This window comes from Lacisediminimonas sp., assembly GCF_030645335.1.
Classification (GTDB): Bacteria; Pseudomonadota; Gammaproteobacteria; order Burkholderiales; family Burkholderiaceae_D; genus Lacisediminimonas.
On the sequence record NZ_JAUSNH010000028.1, the window covers coordinates 1 to 14,682 of the forward strand.

A 14,682-nucleotide genomic window follows, 5' to 3' on the forward strand; every position below is an offset into this window, starting at 1 on the left:
CCGAGGGTCGAGCCTAAAGGGGACCGCATTCGACATCCATTACAATGCGCGGTCGGGCGCCGCCAACGCGCGTTCCGACGCATCCTTGATCCGTTACGCACTTGTGATTACCTTGCGTTCAAAGAAGACTGCGATGTTGTATGACGATATTTTGGCGACGCATTCGCGCCTGAAAGCACTTGAGTCTCGCCTGTCTATACCGTTGCGAATTCGTGGCTCGTAACGAGGATTAACTTATAGATGGCTCAATGAGATATCAGTCCGCGATGCAAATCGACCGGCTCGGCGGCAATCATCGCTTTTAGCTTTTCGACCGCGCCTGCCTGCTCCCTCCCTGATCTTGAATCGGTTGTTGACCCGATCGATTCAGTTGCCCAATAGTGGCGCAGCACCGGTGAACAACGTACCGGCAAGGGTCGTCAATCGCTTCGAATTCGGTCAGCTCGATACTCTGCTTATCACCAACGGCTGTGCCCACTGGGGTAGCGGCGTTCGAGTGGCAGCGCGTCGCGCGCCTCGCCGGTCACCTGAATCCACAGCACGATAAGCAGCTCACCATCGGCATGCCTGGGCTCAGCACCCGCTTTCCATCCGAGCATCGTGGATTTGGCAACGTCGAGGTGCTCCTCGATGCGATAGACGCTCCACCCCCGAACCTTCAAATCATTGAAGATTCGGAACCAGCTGACGCGGGTTTCAGTGACTGGCGCCGGCATGACCGGACTCAAGGCCAGGGCGCATCGAACATCATTGGCTGCATGCTGTCCCCACCTGGCCTGCGCGCGTGCGCGTTTTATATATAAACGGGGATTTTATCCAAGGAAAAGTTTTTTGGGGGCATCTTTGGGGGCATGTGAAAAGCCAGATCAAGATTAAACCTTAAAAAACAAGGCTCGTCGGCCAAGATGTGAATCCCACCCTCGCCAAGTTTGAAAATGCCCCGCAAGGGGCATTTTCTTTTCCAGGAGAGAGCGCGCATGCGCGCGGGTGGGATTCGAAGGGTTTCGCTTGCAAGCGAAACCGCGGCCTGCAGCATGTAGGCGAATCCCACCCTCTCCGCCAGTAATACAGATAAGCCCTTGAAGTGAAGGGATTTTTCATTTTTTGTTTGCATTTACCCATACTTCTGCTGACTTGTGGTGCTTGGTTCGGTCTGACCTGTTGTAACTCCTACTTCGGAGTCAGCTTCGTCGGTACTGTTACTCTTCGAAGATTTCGCCGGTCTCGGCCAAATGTTTGAACGACTCTCGGTTTAGCAATAAGACTCCCTTTACCCGCGCATTTTGCAACTTGTTTTGTCCTGCGATTGCGCCGCAAACCAAGAACGAAAGTCCTTCTGATGGACTGCTGCCGATATCGTGGACACCGACCTAAGCTTTTTGCGCTTTCTCGAACTGTATCGGACTGACGTAGCCAAGCGTCGAATGACGACGGGTTGGATTATAGAACCGCTCGATGTAGTCGAACACATCGGCACGAGCCTGCTCCCTGGTCCGATACACCTTCCTGGCCGTGCGCTCAGTCTTCAGTGAGCTGAAGAAGCTCTCCATGGCCGAGTTGTCCCAGACTTCGCCCGCGCGGCTCATGCTGCAGATGATGCCTTGCTCCTTGAGTAACTCCTGGAAGTGCTCGCTGGTGTATTGGCTGCCTTGGTCGGAGTGATGCAGCAACGCGACCGGCCTGCCTCGGCACCACACCGCCATCATCAACGCGTCGGCAACGAGTTGCGAGGTCATGCTGTCCTGCATCGACCAGCCGACGATGCGACGCGAGTACAGGTCGAGCACCGCAGCCGCATACAGCCATCCCTCGGCCGTCCAAATATAGGTGAAGTCGGCCACCCACTTCTGGTTGGGCGCATCTGCCTGGAATTGGCGGTCCAATACGTTGTCGGCAATAGCGCTGCGCTGGCCACGGTCCTGCGGCAAGCCCCGACGTCTTGGCCTCGCACGCAGAGCCTGTTCACGCATGAGCCGTTCAATGCGATGCAATCCGCATCGTTGGCCCAGTGCCAGCACGTCATGCCACACGCGTCGGGCACCATAGGTGCGGTCGCTACCCAGAAAGCTCTGACGCACCTGGCTGCCAAGCACCTCGTCGTCCAAACTACGTTGGCTTCGCGGCCTGCTGAGCCACGCATAGAAGCCGCTTCGCGAGACACCGAGCGCCTCGCACATCATTGCCAACGGCCAGGCTCCTCGGTGTTTCGCAATGAAGCCGAACTTCACATCGACTCCCTGGCGAAGTAGGCCGCCGCTTTTTTCAACAGGTCACGCTCCATGCGCAGCTTGGCTTTCTCCTTCCTCAAACGCTCCAGCTCAGCCTGGTCGGGCTTCATCACGCCCTGGCCAGGGAATGCCTGCTGTGGATCCGCAGTCGCCTCACGTACCCATTTGCGCAGCACGTTCTCGTGCACATCGGGGTCACGGGCAGCTTGCGCCACCGATACACCTCGTTCCTTTACCAGCTTGACTGCTTCAAGCTTGAACTCTCGGCTGAATTGCCTTCTCGTTCCCATGAACCACCTCCAGTTTCATTTCACACCTTAACAGGGTGTCTTTGAAACCGGCAGCAGCCCATCAACCACAAGTGAGATCGTCGGGACGAAAGGTGTGAGGCACCATGCGCTCACCACAAACTGTGCCTGGATTTTTCCGGATTCGCTGCGCGTAGTGACTTCGCTGCGGCGACCATATTGGTCAGCGCCGGGATCACTTCGGCCCACTGACGCGTCTTCAGTCCGCAGTCGGGGTTGATCCACAGGCGCTGCGACGGGATGCGCTCAGCCGCCTTCCTCATCAATTGCACAATGTGCTCCTGCGTTGGGATGTTGGGCGAGTGGATGTCATAGACGCCAGGACCGATCTCGTTCGGGTACTTGAAGGTGTCAAAGGCGTCCAGCAGTTCCATGTCCGAGCGCGAGGTTTCGATGGTGATCACGTCCGCATCCATGTCGGCGATGGAGGCAATGATGTCGTTGAACTCCGAATAGCACATGTGGGTGTGGATCTGCGTCTGATCTTCGACGCCGTTAGCGGTGATGCGGAATGATTCAACAGCCCAGTCCAGATATTCCTTCCATTGCGCGCGGCGCAGCGGCAGGCCTTCGCGTAACGCTGCCTCGTCAATCTGGATCACACGTACACCGGCCTTTTCTAGATCTAGCACTTCTTCGCGGATAGCCAACGCGAGCTGCTTGCACGAGACCGAGCGCGGCTGGTCGTCGCGCACGAAGGACCAGTTGAGAATCGTCACTGGTCCGGTCAACATGCCCTTCATCGGCTTTTTGGTCAGCGATTGAGCGTAGGTAATCCACTCCACCGTCATCGGCTTTGGGCGGCGGATGTCGCCGAAAAGGATGGGGGGCTTCACGCAGCGCGAGCCGTAGGATTGCACCCAAGCGTACTGGCTGAAGGCATAGCCTTGGAGCTGCTCGCCGAAATACTCGACCATGTCATTGCGCTCGGCTTCTCCGTGCACCAGCACGTCCAAGCCCAGCGCTTCCTGTTCGGCAACGCTTCGCGTGATCTCAGCCTGCATCGCCGCCTTATAGCCGGCGTCGTCCAGGCGCCCGGCCTTGTATTCGCTGCGCGCGCGGCGGATTTCCGCAGTTTGCGGGAAAGAACCGATGGTGGTGGTCGGGTAGGCCGGCAGCTTTAGCAGTGCTGCCTGCCTCTTGGCGCGGCTGGTGTAGTTACTGTTGCGTTGGCCGAGCTTGGCATCGATCTTCGCGACGGCAGCTTGAACTGCAGGGTTGTTCACGCGTGGAGAGGCGCGGCGCGAAGCTAGCGCGGCCCGGTTGGCCGTCAGCTCTGCCTTGACGGCGACACGCCCTTCTCGCAGAGCTTTCCCCAAGACCCGCAGTTCGTCGAGTTTTTGCAGAGCGAAGGCAAGCCACGATTTGATCTCACCGTCCAGCTTCTGTTCGCTGTCCAGGTCGACCGGCACGTGCAGCAGCGAGCACGATGGCGCGATCCACAGGCGATGGCCCAAGCGCTCAGCCCAAGGCTCGACCCAGTCCAGCACAGCGGTCAAGTCGGTTTTCCAGATATTGCGGCCATTAATTACGCCAAGGGACAGAACTTTGTGCGAAGGCAGCAAATTGATCAGAGGCTGCACGTCTTCGCGGCCGTTGATAGCGTCGATGTGCAGGCCAGCCACTGGAAGGTTGGCCGCAAGATAGATATTCTCCTTCAATTGGCCGAAATAGGTTGCCAGCAGTAGCTTGACATTGCAGACCTTGAGGTGGTGATAAGCCGTGTTGAACGCGTAGAGCCAATCGGCATCAAGTTCCGTAGCGAGGATAGGCTCATCGATCTGCACCCATTCCACACCTTGTGCAGCCAAGCTGTCCAACAGTGCTGAGTACACAAGCAACAGGCGCGGTAACAGGGCCAGTTTGTCGGAGTGGTCTTTGGTCTTGCCCAGCGCTAAGTAGGTGACCGGACCGATGATCACCGGCTTGGTCTTTACGCCCTGAGCTTTAGCTTCGGCGAGCTGTTCCAGCAGCCGCGATGCATCCAGCTTGAATTCCGTGGCGGCGTTGAACTCAGGGACGATGTAGTGATAATTAGTATCAAACCATTTCGTCATTTCGCCAGCATCGACACCGCCGGAGCAGGCGACATGCTCTCCTGTAATTTGTGCAGAGCGGCCGCGCGCAACGCGGAAGTAGTTGTCCAGGACGTCCCCGTGGAAGCCGTGTACCCGTTCCGGCAGATTGCCCAACGTGAAGCTCATGTCCAGCACCTGGTCATAGAAGGCGAAGTCGCCGACCGGAACGAGATCCAAGCCGGACTGATTATCCCAATGGTGCTTGCGCAGCTGGGCGCCCAACTCCTTCAGCGCCTGGCGGGAAGTGTTGCCCTTCCAGTAAGACTCTAGTGCAAATTTCAGTTCGCGCTTCGCCCCGATGCGCGGGAAGCCTAGGTTGTGAATGGTGGGCATGATCTGCATCCGAAAAAGTTGAGGTCTGGATTGTAAAGAGCGACCAAGCATGAAGTAAAATGGTTTTATTTCAACTAAGCATGAATTTTCCTCATCTAAAAAATGTTAGACCGCATCCATTTGGCAATCGTGCAAGAGGTAGAGCGACAGGGTTCGTTGACGGCAGCCGCTAACGTCCTCCATGTGACACAGTCAGCGTTAAGCCACAGCATGAAGAAGTTGGAGCGGCAGTTAGGGACCGACATTTGGCTGCGAGAAGGCCGCAGCCTGCGGCTGACGCAGGGTGGGCAATACCTGCTGGCTGTGGCCAATCGGGTGCTGCCACAGCTAACTTTGGCCGAGGACCGGTTGCGCCAGTTCGCGCAAGGCGAGCGCGGCGAGCTCCGTATCGGGATGGAATGCCATCCTTGCTACCAATGGCTGTTGAAAGTGGTTTCGCCCTATCTGGCGGCATGGCCGGACGTCGACGTCGACGTAAAGCAGAAGTTCCAGTTCGGCGGGATTGGCGCCTTGTTCGGCTACGAGATCGACCTGCTGGTCACGCCCGATCCACTTTATAAGCCCGGATTGATCTTCGAGCCGGTCTTCGACTACGAACAGGTTCTCGTGGTAGCCGCCGACCATAAGCTTGCGAAGGAGGACTACGTCAAACCGCGTCAGTTGACCAACGAGGTATTGGTCACATATCCCGTGCCAACCGACCGCCTGGACATCTACAACCTGTTTTTTACACCGGCCGGCGTTACGCCTCGGCGCCACAAGGTGATCGAGACCACCGACATTATGCTGCAGATTGTCGCCAGCGGTCGCGGCGTGGCTGCGCTACCGCGCTGGCTCGTGCTGGAATACGCCAGCAAAATGAACCTCGTTCCTATCCGACTGGGAAAAAATGGTATTGCGAAACAGATCTTCCTCGGAGCACGCGAGGCGGACGTCGGTATCGACTATCTACGGGCTTTCATCGAGGAAGCTCGAGAACCGGACGCGCCAATCATATTCGGCTTATAAATGGGCAAAAACCGTCTAAGAGCGCAATTGATTGACTGCAGGTTCCAGCAGTGCGCTTGACCTGCTGCGAAAAAATGGCTGCTCTAGCGCTAGCTAGGCTGCTGAAATAGCACCGAAGCGCGGGTACATTCTCATCCAGCACGTGCACCCAACGCGGTCTTTTTCACACTCCGGAAAGCCGATCTCTGATTTCCGGTTTTTTGCATCGATTTCAACGTGTTTTACGAGGAATTCCAGTCCGCCGCAATGTGAATCTCCAATGGCGCTTGGTTGCACATTGCGAAGTAAGTCGATTACGCCGCGCCACGAATCTGCTTGACCACCGCATCGGTTGGCACCGTCGTGCAATACACGGCCCACTCCGCCATCAACGCGGCACGCTTGGCAAACTGCGAGCCACGCTGATAGGCACGCTCGACCGCATCCGGCAACTGGTGCGCCAGCGCGTGTTCGGCAACCTCACGCGGGTAGTTGGTCGTCTCGGCCGTCCACATACGAAAGCTGCTGCGGAAGCCATGAACGGTGATGCCTTCGCCGTTGGCATCCGCCCAGAGGGGCTTGTCGTCATCGTTCATGCGCCGGATCACGGCGGTCAGCGACATATCCGACAAGGGCTGGCCTTTCGTGCCGGCGAATACAACATCAATGTCTTTCGGCATCGACGTCAGCACGGCCAGCGCGGCATCGCTCAATGGCACCTGGAATTCGCGTTTGGTCTTCGTCCGCTCGGCGGGTATCGTCCAGACTTTGCCAGCCGTATCGAACTCGGCCCATTGAGCGCCGCGTACTTCACCCGATCGGCAAGCGGTCAAGATGGCGAACTCGACGGCTCGGGCGGATACACCTTCACGCGCCCGCAGAGCCGACATGAACGCCCCGATGCGCTGCCACGGTAGCGATGGATGATTCTTCGTCCGGCTGGATTTGCTGATGGTGGCCAGCAAATTTTCGAGGTGACCTTTCCAGCGGGCAGGATTCTCGCCGGTGCGGTAACCGCTGGTGGTCGCCCAGCCCAGTACCGACTCGATACGACCGCGCACACGACTAGCGGTTTCGGTCTTGCTCTCCCAGATCGGCGCAAGACACTTCGCGACCAGGCCGGTGTCGATCTCGGCCACAGGCAAATGACCGAACACAGGACTGGCGTAGGTATTGAGCGTGTTGGTCCACTAGAGAGCGCGCATGCGCGCGGGTGGGATTCGAAGGGTTTCGCTTGCAAGCGAAACCGCGGCCTGCAGGATGTAGGCGAATCCCACCCTCTGTGGCCAAACTCAAGCGCCCTTGGTCGATGTCATCAATTCTTGCCGTACGCCCGACTCCCACGCACTTAACCATTGCGCCAATTGCTCTCCCGGCATAGGGCGGCTGATGAAATACCCCTGCGCCAGGTCGCAGCCGGTTTTCCGGACGAAGTCCCAGTCTGCGCGATCTTCCACGCCTTCGGCCACCGCTTCAAAACCCAATTGCCGCGACAGGTTCAGGCTGGCGTCGTAGATCGCGCGCACGGTATTGTCGGCCCAGGCACGGTGCACGAATCCACGGTCAATTTTGATTTGGTCGAACGGGATGTCCCGCAGTTGCGCCAGCGACGAGTGCCCAGTACCGAAATCATCGATCGAAAGACGAAATCCCTTGAGCCGCAAACGCACCAGTACGTCAAGGGGGGCCCGCAAATCTTCGAGCAGTTGGGTTTCTGTCACTTCCAGCTTGATCCTGCGCGGCGCAACGCCCGCGTCCTTGGCAAGATGGGCCACAATGTCTGGGAACGAGAGCGACACCAGGTTAATCATCGATACGTTGATCGCTACACGCAGGTGGATCAATGAGCGCTCCCACTCGGCGATCTGGGTGAACACGCCACGGAGCACGGCATGGGTCAATTCGTCGATAAGCCCATGTTCCTCGGCAACGCCGATAAAATTATTCGGCATGACCAGCCCATCTCGCGGATGCCGCCATCGAACCAGCGTCTCCACGCCCACACATTGGCCTGATGACACAGCCACAATGGGCTGATAGAAGTTGACCAATTCTCCCGTTTGAATTGCCTGCTGTAACTCCTGCGGACTGTATATCCTTGAAATGGGCTGATGCTCTTCGACGCTCTTCGGGACCCACTTTTCGAGCAGTTTGCGCAAAGTTGACGAGGAAACCGGCTTGACCAATTGGCCCAACAGGGTGAGCCGATGCTCCCGCGCCAGTATCGCGGCGGCGTTCAGAACCCGTTCGTCCTCGCCGCTGATGATGATGAGACCGCCCGAGTACTGGCGCTCAACCAGTCCGCGCACGAACTCTATTCCATCCATTTCGGGCATGTTCAGATCGAATAGCACCAAGTCCGGCGAGTTGCCGGAGTCGATGATGGTGGCCAGTGCCAGCTCGGCGTTTCCACATGTCACTACGTCCCGCACATCCAGTTTGAGCAACATTCGAGACAAGGTTTTTTGAACGAAAGGGTCGTCATCGAGAACCAGGGCCCAGGAATACATTGCATAAGTCATCGAAATAGCTCCCTGCGGTGAGGATTTTGCACTGAAGCACGGTGTCAGCGTTGGTCCAGGACCTGTCGCACGATCCTCATCTCTTCCTCGAAGCTGACCATTAAATCCCGTAGCAGCTCAATCTGACCCGCGTGTCCAGCTTTCTCCAGCGACGCACAGATTTCGCCCAAATGCGTGGCACCGACCCAGCGCGCCGCCGACTTCAGGCGGTGCGCCAGGTCTCCGGCCGCCAATGGAAGTCCGGCCATGCACGCCTGCCTTAGTTCCAACGTCGTACGCTGTGCGCTGACTTCGAAGTTAGACAAAAATTCTGCCATCGCTGCTGGATCATCATCAGTCATTTCTGCGAGAAAACGCATATCCACCGGCGCATTGCTCATGGCGTCACTCCTCGGTCTATCGCTGTCATCATGGGTGCATGCCTTAGCGTTAGCGACAATTTCTTGTTGAGCACTGCTTGCGGGCGCGCAAACAATTGCAAGCTTGGGCGATCAGTTTTCAATGCCCATGGACGATAGCGCACTGCCTCACTGCGAATACCCTTGGCAGTTAAGTACACGAGGGGCATGGCAGGCGATGCCCGGTTTGAGCGGTTAGGAGCAGCGAGGGAAAATTCATCTGTTTCGGGCATGTGGGCGCTTGAATCTGGCCCCAACGAAGTTTGGCATGGGAGCCACGATCGCGCCTTTTCAAATGCCGGAATTCCCGCCGCGTCGTTTGCTGGCGCGCGCGCGCCGACGAAAGCGGCCACATCCTCCGCCCAGGCGGCCATCGTTGTAACGCCGGCCCGTTTGCACATGCTGGACGGGCCCACCCGTGTCTCCGCTTGCATCTCGATTCTTTCTTTTAAGCGTCAGAATGTGCGATGCGCCTAGCCCGCCGGGGCCGAGGTATCGCGCGGAAAGTGATTTCAATTTACCACGCCCCCCCCAATAGACGATGGGCTACAATCAACTTTAATGTTTCATTGTAGCAACAACTCTTGCGCCATCGCAATCCCGTGCTAAGCTTATTTTGCTATGAGCATACGCGCCCGACTTTTATGGATTGCACTGCTTGCTACATTGTTGCCAGCCTTGTTGATCAGTTGGCGCTTTGTCGGGGAGCGTGAGGGGGAAATTGCATCCGCGACGCGGCAGTTGCCAGAGATCGCAGCGAGCATCGCGTCGGACCTGAGTGAAAAGATACAGGGTACCGAACAGCTGCATTATGGTCTGTCGCGCGCGCGCGATCTGGACACCCGAGACCGGGCGGCTTGCTCGGCCTTCCTGTCTCGGGTGCGTGACAAATACCCGCAATACACCGGCATCCTGACTATTCATCCAGATGGCCGTCTTTTCTGCGATTCCTTGAATACCGGCCGGAATCTTGACCTCACCGACCGCGCGTATTTCAAGCAGGCGCTGCAAAGTCATGCCGGGATCACGTTGGAGCCGGTCTTTGGCCGACTCACCGGAATCCCCGTACTGCAAATCGCTTACCCGGTCCGTTCGGATTCTGGCGCGCTCAGCTTTGTACTGCTTGCTTCGCTCAATCTCGCGCATTTTGTCCAGACCAATCAGCGGTATTCACAAATGGCCGGGCACGAAATTCTGCTGATCGATCATAACGGTATGGCGCTCGCATGGTCAGGTTCCACGGACAGAGGTATTCGGCCCGGCAGTCGCGTAACCGATGGCAACCTGCTTCGATTTGCCGCCTCCAATCGAGACGGTGCTGTCGAAGAATTGTCGGGGCCTGACGGAAACCCCCGAGTTTGGGCCGTGGCCCACCCTCGATTGATTAACGAAGCGGGCATCCATATTCTAGTAAGCCTTCCTCGCAATTTGCTGGTCGCGGCGGCGAACCGACGCTTTGCCGAAGACATGGCGCTCATCGCCGCGATCGGGCTGTTGGTGTTTGCCGGCATGGGTTATCTCGCCGAGTTGGGAATTCGCCGCCATGTCGGGAAAATCGGCAGAATGCTAAAGAGCATCGGGCGCGACGAACAGTGGGCGCGCATACCGGAGCCCCATCCGCGTGGTGAGCTGGGCGCGCTGATGACCTTACTTAACGACACTGCCGAAGCGCTGGAACGCCAGCGCGCGAACATTCGCGACCTGGACGAGAAGCTGCGTCAATCGCAGCGGCTGGAGTCGGTCGGGCAGTTGACCGGCGGTATGGCACACGACTTCAACAACTTGCTGACCGTGATCATGGGTAATGCTGAATTGCTGAGTGAGCAACTGGCCGGCGACCCACGACTCGCAGGTACGGCGGATACGGTGCTCAAGGCGGCCCAGAGAGGGGCAGACCTGACTCAACGTTTGCTGGCGTTTGCCCGACGCCAGCCGCTGGACCCGCGACCGGTGAATGTCGACGCCTTGGTGGCGGGGATGACTCCCATGCTGCGCGGCACGTTGGGCGAACAGGTAGAAATCGGTTTTTCCCCGATGCCCGGATTATGGCCAGCGTTGGCCGACGCGTCGCAGTTGGAGAGCGCCTTGCTTAATCTGTGTATCAATGCCCGCGACGCCATGCCCAACGGTGGACGGGTGACGATCGAGACAGCCAATCAGCTATTGGACGAAGATTTTGGCGCCCGGCATGGCGATTTGTTACCCGGCCCTTATGTCCTGCTCGCGGTTTCTGACACCGGGACCGGCATTGCGCCCGCGCACGCTTCCCGGGTATTTGAACCTTTCTTCACGACCAAGGAAAAGGACAAAGGCACGGGACTGGGCTTATCAATGGTATACGGCTTCATCAAGCAATCTGGCGGGCAAATCAATATTGACTCCGAGCTTGGGCGCGGCACTACAGTCAGCATGTATCTTCCGCGTGCCGAGGTTCCCGTGAATCAGCATCCCCGCGATGACCAGGGGGAATCGATTCCAGAGCAAGGAGCCGAAACCATATTGATGGTGGAAGATGATGAATTGGTACGGCAGTTTGTATATCGGCAACTGGTGGGGCTGGGTTATACGGTGCTGTAGGCCCCAAGCGGACCGGCAGCGCTGGAAATTATCCAGTCGGAGACAGAGATTGATCTGCTGTTTAGTGACGTCGTCATGCCGGGCGGCTTGAGCGGACGCGATCTGGCCAATGAGGCGTGCAAATTGCGGCCCGGACTTAAGGTGTTGTACACCTCGGGCTACTCTCAGGATGCTATCGTGCACCATGGCAGGCTGGACCCCGGCGTGTTGCTTCTCAATAAGCCCTACCGCCGTAACGAACTGGCCAGGAAAATCAGGCAGGCGCTCTCAACATGAAAAATTTGAATACCGCAACTGATCAAGGCGAGGAATTGCTGAGGCAGACGCAAGAGCGACTTCTGACGGCCCAGCGAATCGGAAAAATGGGTATTTGGGAGCTCGACATCGCCAGCAATGCGCTATGGTGGTCAGATCAGGTATATGCGATCTTCGCGCTCAGCGCTGACAAGTTTGCGCTCGCATATGTCAACTTCGTAGCGCACGTACACCCCGACGATAGCGCGCGTTTCCAGATCGCACAGCAGCGCGCATTATCGGGTCAGTCAAGACTAGACATCGAACATCGCATTATCACTGGTGCGGGTGAGACCCGCTGGGTGCACGAGTTGGGAGAACTGCAACTCGACACCAGTGGAAAACCGGCGAAGTTGGTCGGGACCGTGCAGGACATCACCGGGCAAAAGTTGGTCGAGGCCAGTTTGGCCAACAGCCGCCGTACCCAGACGCTCCTCAGTCGTTGCAACGAGGCCCTGATCCGCTCTGAAAGCGAAGGCGACTTGCTCGCGAGGGTATGTCAAATCGCTGTTGAGCTTGGCGAATTCCGGCTGGCCTGGATCGGATACGCCAGCGACGACCCGGAGAAGTTGGTGGTGCCGCAGGCGCAAGCTGGGGAGGGCATCGGCTACCTGGCCAAGGCTCGTATTACCTGGGCTGAGGACGATCCAGATGGACGCGGGCCGGCCGGGCGCATCATTCGCGGCGGCCAAACCATCGTGGTGCCCGATATGGAACGCGACACCAGCTTTGCGCCCTGGCTGCAAGCTGCCTTGCGGCAGGGATTTCGCGGCGTGGTCGGCTTGCCGTTGAAAGATTCGCACAAGACCTTCGGTTTGCTGGTGCTCTACATGCCCAAGGCGCGGGTGCCACCGGAGGAGGAAATCAAGCTGCTGGAGGAATTGGCGGAGAACCTTGCTTTTGGCATTGGCACATTTCGCGCCCGCAAGGAGCGCCAGATCGCATACTCGTTGATGCGCGAACAAGCCTCGTTGCTTGATCGGGCCCGGGACGCCATCCTGGTGCGCGACCCGGCGCACCGCGTGACCTACTGGAATGCCGGCGCCGAACGCCTGTACGGATGGAGCAGGGCAGAAGTGCTCGGGCGTTCCGTGGGCGAATTTCTTTACCGCGACACCTTGGTGTTCGACGCGACGATGGCGTTGCTGGAGCAGGAAGGCGAATGGACGGGCCAGTTGGCCCAGCTTCACCGGGACGGTAGCGAGCTGATTGTCGAATCGCGCTGGACCCTGCTACGTGACGATGCCGGTCAACCTCTATCGGTGCTGGTGATCAATACCGACATCACGGAGCGGCTTGCGTTGGAGGAGCGCCTGCGCCAATCCCAACGGCTGGAATCGATCGGCCAGCTCACAGGTGGTGTGGCGCACGACTTCAACAATCTGTTGACCGTGATACTGGGCAACGCCGAGTTGCTGACCGCGCAAAGCGCACCTGATTCCGACCAACGGGCAGCGGCCCATTTGATTCTCGAGGCGGCTCAGCGTGGCGCGGATCTCACCCAACGCCTGTTGGCCTTTGCGCGCAAGCAAGCACTGGATCCCAAAACTACGGACGTAAATCGGCTGGTCGCCAATCTTGAACGCATGCTCAAGCGGACTCTGGGCGAACATATCGAAATCGAGATCGTTGCCGGCACAGCGTCGTGGCCGGCGCTGGTGGATCCGGTGCAATTGGAGAACGCACTGTTGAACCTCTGCCTGAACGCGCGCGATGCCATGCCAAAGGGCGGACGGTTGACGATAGAGACGTGCAATGCGTACATCGACGACGACTACGCCAAACGGCACGCCGAGGTAAGGGCCGGGCAGTACGTGATGCTGACGGTTTCCGACACCGGCACGGGCATTGCGCCTGCCCATCTGGCGCGTGTGTTCGAGCCGTTTTTCACCACCAAGGAAAAGGGCAAAGGTACAGGGTTGGGCCTGGCCATGGTGTATGGCTTCGTCAAGCAGACCGGCGGACACGCCAGTATCTACTCCGAGCCCGGACACGGAACCACCGTGAAACTGTATCTGCCGCCAGTGGTGGGCCCTGCTCCGGTTACGGCGCTCTCGGGCGGTAATGAGCAGATGACAGGTGGAAGCGAAACCATCCTGATGGTGGAGGACGATGAATTCGTGCGCCGCTACGCGCAAGGCGAGTTGCGTAACCTGGGTTATACAGTGCTGGCGGCTGAAAACGGCATGCAGGCCCTCGAACTTCTGCGCGCGCATGTGGGCATAGACCTGCTGTTTACCGACGTGGTGATGCCCGGCATGGGAGGGCGCGAACTAGCCGATCAGGCGCGCCAGTTACGCCCCGGCCTGCGAGTGCTTTATACATCGGGCTATACCGAGAACGCCATCGTGCACAACGGTCGTCTGGACCCCGGCGTTCTGCTGCTCACAAAGCCATATCGGCGCATTGAACTGGCGAACAAAATACGCGAAGCATTGGCGGCGGATTCGGGCTGATTACAGCGCGAACGAGCGACCGTTAATATTTCTTGCTAGCATGCGTGAATTTTTCGTCGAAGTGGAGTTGCACGTGCCTAAATTCCAGTTTCAGCTTTATGTGTCGGGAGACACATTGCGAGGCCGAAAGGCGATCACCGCGCTGCGCCAAATCATTGAACGGGAACTCCCTGGCCAGTGTCAGGTCGAGGTGATCGATGCCGTGGCGCAGCCCGACCGAGCAGAAGACGAAAAAGTTCTTGCCACCCCCACGCTCGTGAGCGCCGCACTGTTACCAGCGCGTTTGCTGGTGGGTGATTTATCCGCGCCCGGGCGGGTTCTGGAAGGCCTGCGTCCGCTGTCCGAGGGCGTGTCCGGCGCATCAGATGCCAACGCAGGGTCTTTGCACGTCCGTGACGGGCGTTATCAGGCTCTGATCGAGGAACAATTGGCTGCCGTGTTAATACTGGACACGGCCGGTGTTATTCGGTTTGCCAATGCTGCGGCGGTGCGAATGTTTGC

At 58.1% G+C, this 14,682-nt stretch carries 11 protein-coding genes and 1 pseudogene; 6 read left to right on the top strand and 6 right to left on the bottom strand.

The genetic code is table 11. The annotated features are described in order from the left end of the window. Positions 1 to 223 (top strand): hypothetical protein (locus Q7T64_RS02060; RefSeq protein WP_304790349.1); only part of this gene is annotated, 223 nt, incomplete at its 5' end. A gap of 235 nt (positions 224 to 458) precedes the next feature. Here the strand turns inward: Q7T64_RS02060 and Q7T64_RS02065 are convergent. From Q7T64_RS02065 to metE, 3 genes are all read right to left on the bottom strand, one after another. Next, on the bottom strand, positions 459 to 716 hold the full coding sequence (locus tag Q7T64_RS02065; protein ID WP_304790353.1) for a hypothetical protein: 258 nt from the start codon (positions 714 to 716) through the stop codon (positions 459 to 461). A 654-nt stretch (positions 717 to 1,370) separates the two neighbouring features. Beyond that, a protein-coding gene (locus Q7T64_RS02070) for an IS3 family transposase (protein WP_370653241.1) occupies positions 1,371 to 2,518 on the bottom strand; the annotation gives its coding sequence in 2 pieces (ribosomal slippage) (positions 1,371 to 2,251 and positions 2,251 to 2,518; 1,149 coding nt in all). A gap of 110 nt (positions 2,519 to 2,628) precedes the next feature. Then, a complete protein-coding gene (metE, locus tag Q7T64_RS02075) occupies positions 2,629 to 4,947 on the bottom strand; it encodes a 5-methyltetrahydropteroyltriglutamate--homocysteine S-methyltransferase (RefSeq protein ID WP_304790359.1) in 2,319 nt (772 codons plus the stop codon). A 102-nt stretch (positions 4,948 to 5,049) separates the two neighbouring features. On the opposite strand from metE, the gene Q7T64_RS02080 reads away from it, so the two are divergent. Then, positions 5,050 to 5,955 (top strand): LysR family transcriptional regulator, encoded by a 906-nt coding sequence (locus Q7T64_RS02080; RefSeq protein WP_304790362.1) that lies wholly within the window; start codon positions 5,050 to 5,052, stop codon positions 5,953 to 5,955. A gap of 293 nt (positions 5,956 to 6,248) precedes the next feature. Here the strand turns inward: Q7T64_RS02080 and Q7T64_RS02085 are convergent, their stop codons facing one another. The 3 genes from Q7T64_RS02085 to Q7T64_RS02095 all read right to left on the bottom strand — a co-directional run bounded on the left by Q7T64_RS02085 (position 6,249) and on the right by Q7T64_RS02095 (position 8,836). After that, positions 6,249 to 7,073: a site-specific integrase gene (locus Q7T64_RS02085; protein ID WP_304790367.1), complete on the bottom strand. Its 825-nt coding sequence runs from the start codon at positions 7,071 to 7,073 to the stop codon at positions 6,249 to 6,251. 153 nt (positions 7,074 to 7,226) lie between these two features. Next, positions 7,227 to 8,456, bottom strand: coding sequence for an EAL domain-containing protein (locus tag Q7T64_RS02090; RefSeq protein WP_304790371.1), 1,230 nt, complete (start codon positions 8,454 to 8,456; stop codon positions 7,227 to 7,229). 44 nt (positions 8,457 to 8,500) lie between these two features. Beyond that, the gene (locus tag Q7T64_RS02095) at positions 8,501 to 8,836 is read right to left on the bottom strand and encodes an Hpt domain-containing protein (protein ID WP_304790374.1); all 336 of its coding nucleotides are present in this window, start codon (positions 8,834 to 8,836) and stop codon (positions 8,501 to 8,503) included. Positions 8,837 to 9,475: 639 nt separating this feature from the next. Here Q7T64_RS02095 and Q7T64_RS02100 point away from each other — a divergent pair. From Q7T64_RS02100 to Q7T64_RS02110, 4 genes and pseudogenes are all read left to right on the top strand, one after another. Next, positions 9,476 to 11,431 (top strand): ATP-binding protein, encoded by a 1,956-nt coding sequence (locus Q7T64_RS02100; RefSeq protein WP_304790377.1) that lies wholly within the window; start codon positions 9,476 to 9,478, stop codon positions 11,429 to 11,431. Positions 11,432 to 11,446: 15 nt separating this feature from the next. Continuing rightward, positions 11,447 to 11,707 (top strand): annotated as a pseudogene (locus Q7T64_RS18100) (hybrid sensor histidine kinase/response regulator); the annotation flags it as partial. Continuing rightward, positions 11,704 to 14,181 carry a PAS domain-containing protein gene (locus Q7T64_RS02105; protein WP_304790381.1) on the top strand — a complete coding sequence of 826 codons (2,478 nt, stop codon included), beginning with the start codon at positions 11,704 to 11,706 and terminating at the stop codon, positions 14,179 to 14,181. The pseudogene Q7T64_RS18100 and the gene Q7T64_RS02105, both read left to right, overlap by 4 nt. A 40-nt stretch (positions 14,182 to 14,221) precedes the next feature. Beyond that, positions 14,222 to 14,682: circadian clock KaiB family protein (locus tag Q7T64_RS02110; RefSeq protein ID WP_304790383.1), on the top strand; the 461-nt coding region annotated here is incomplete at its 3' end.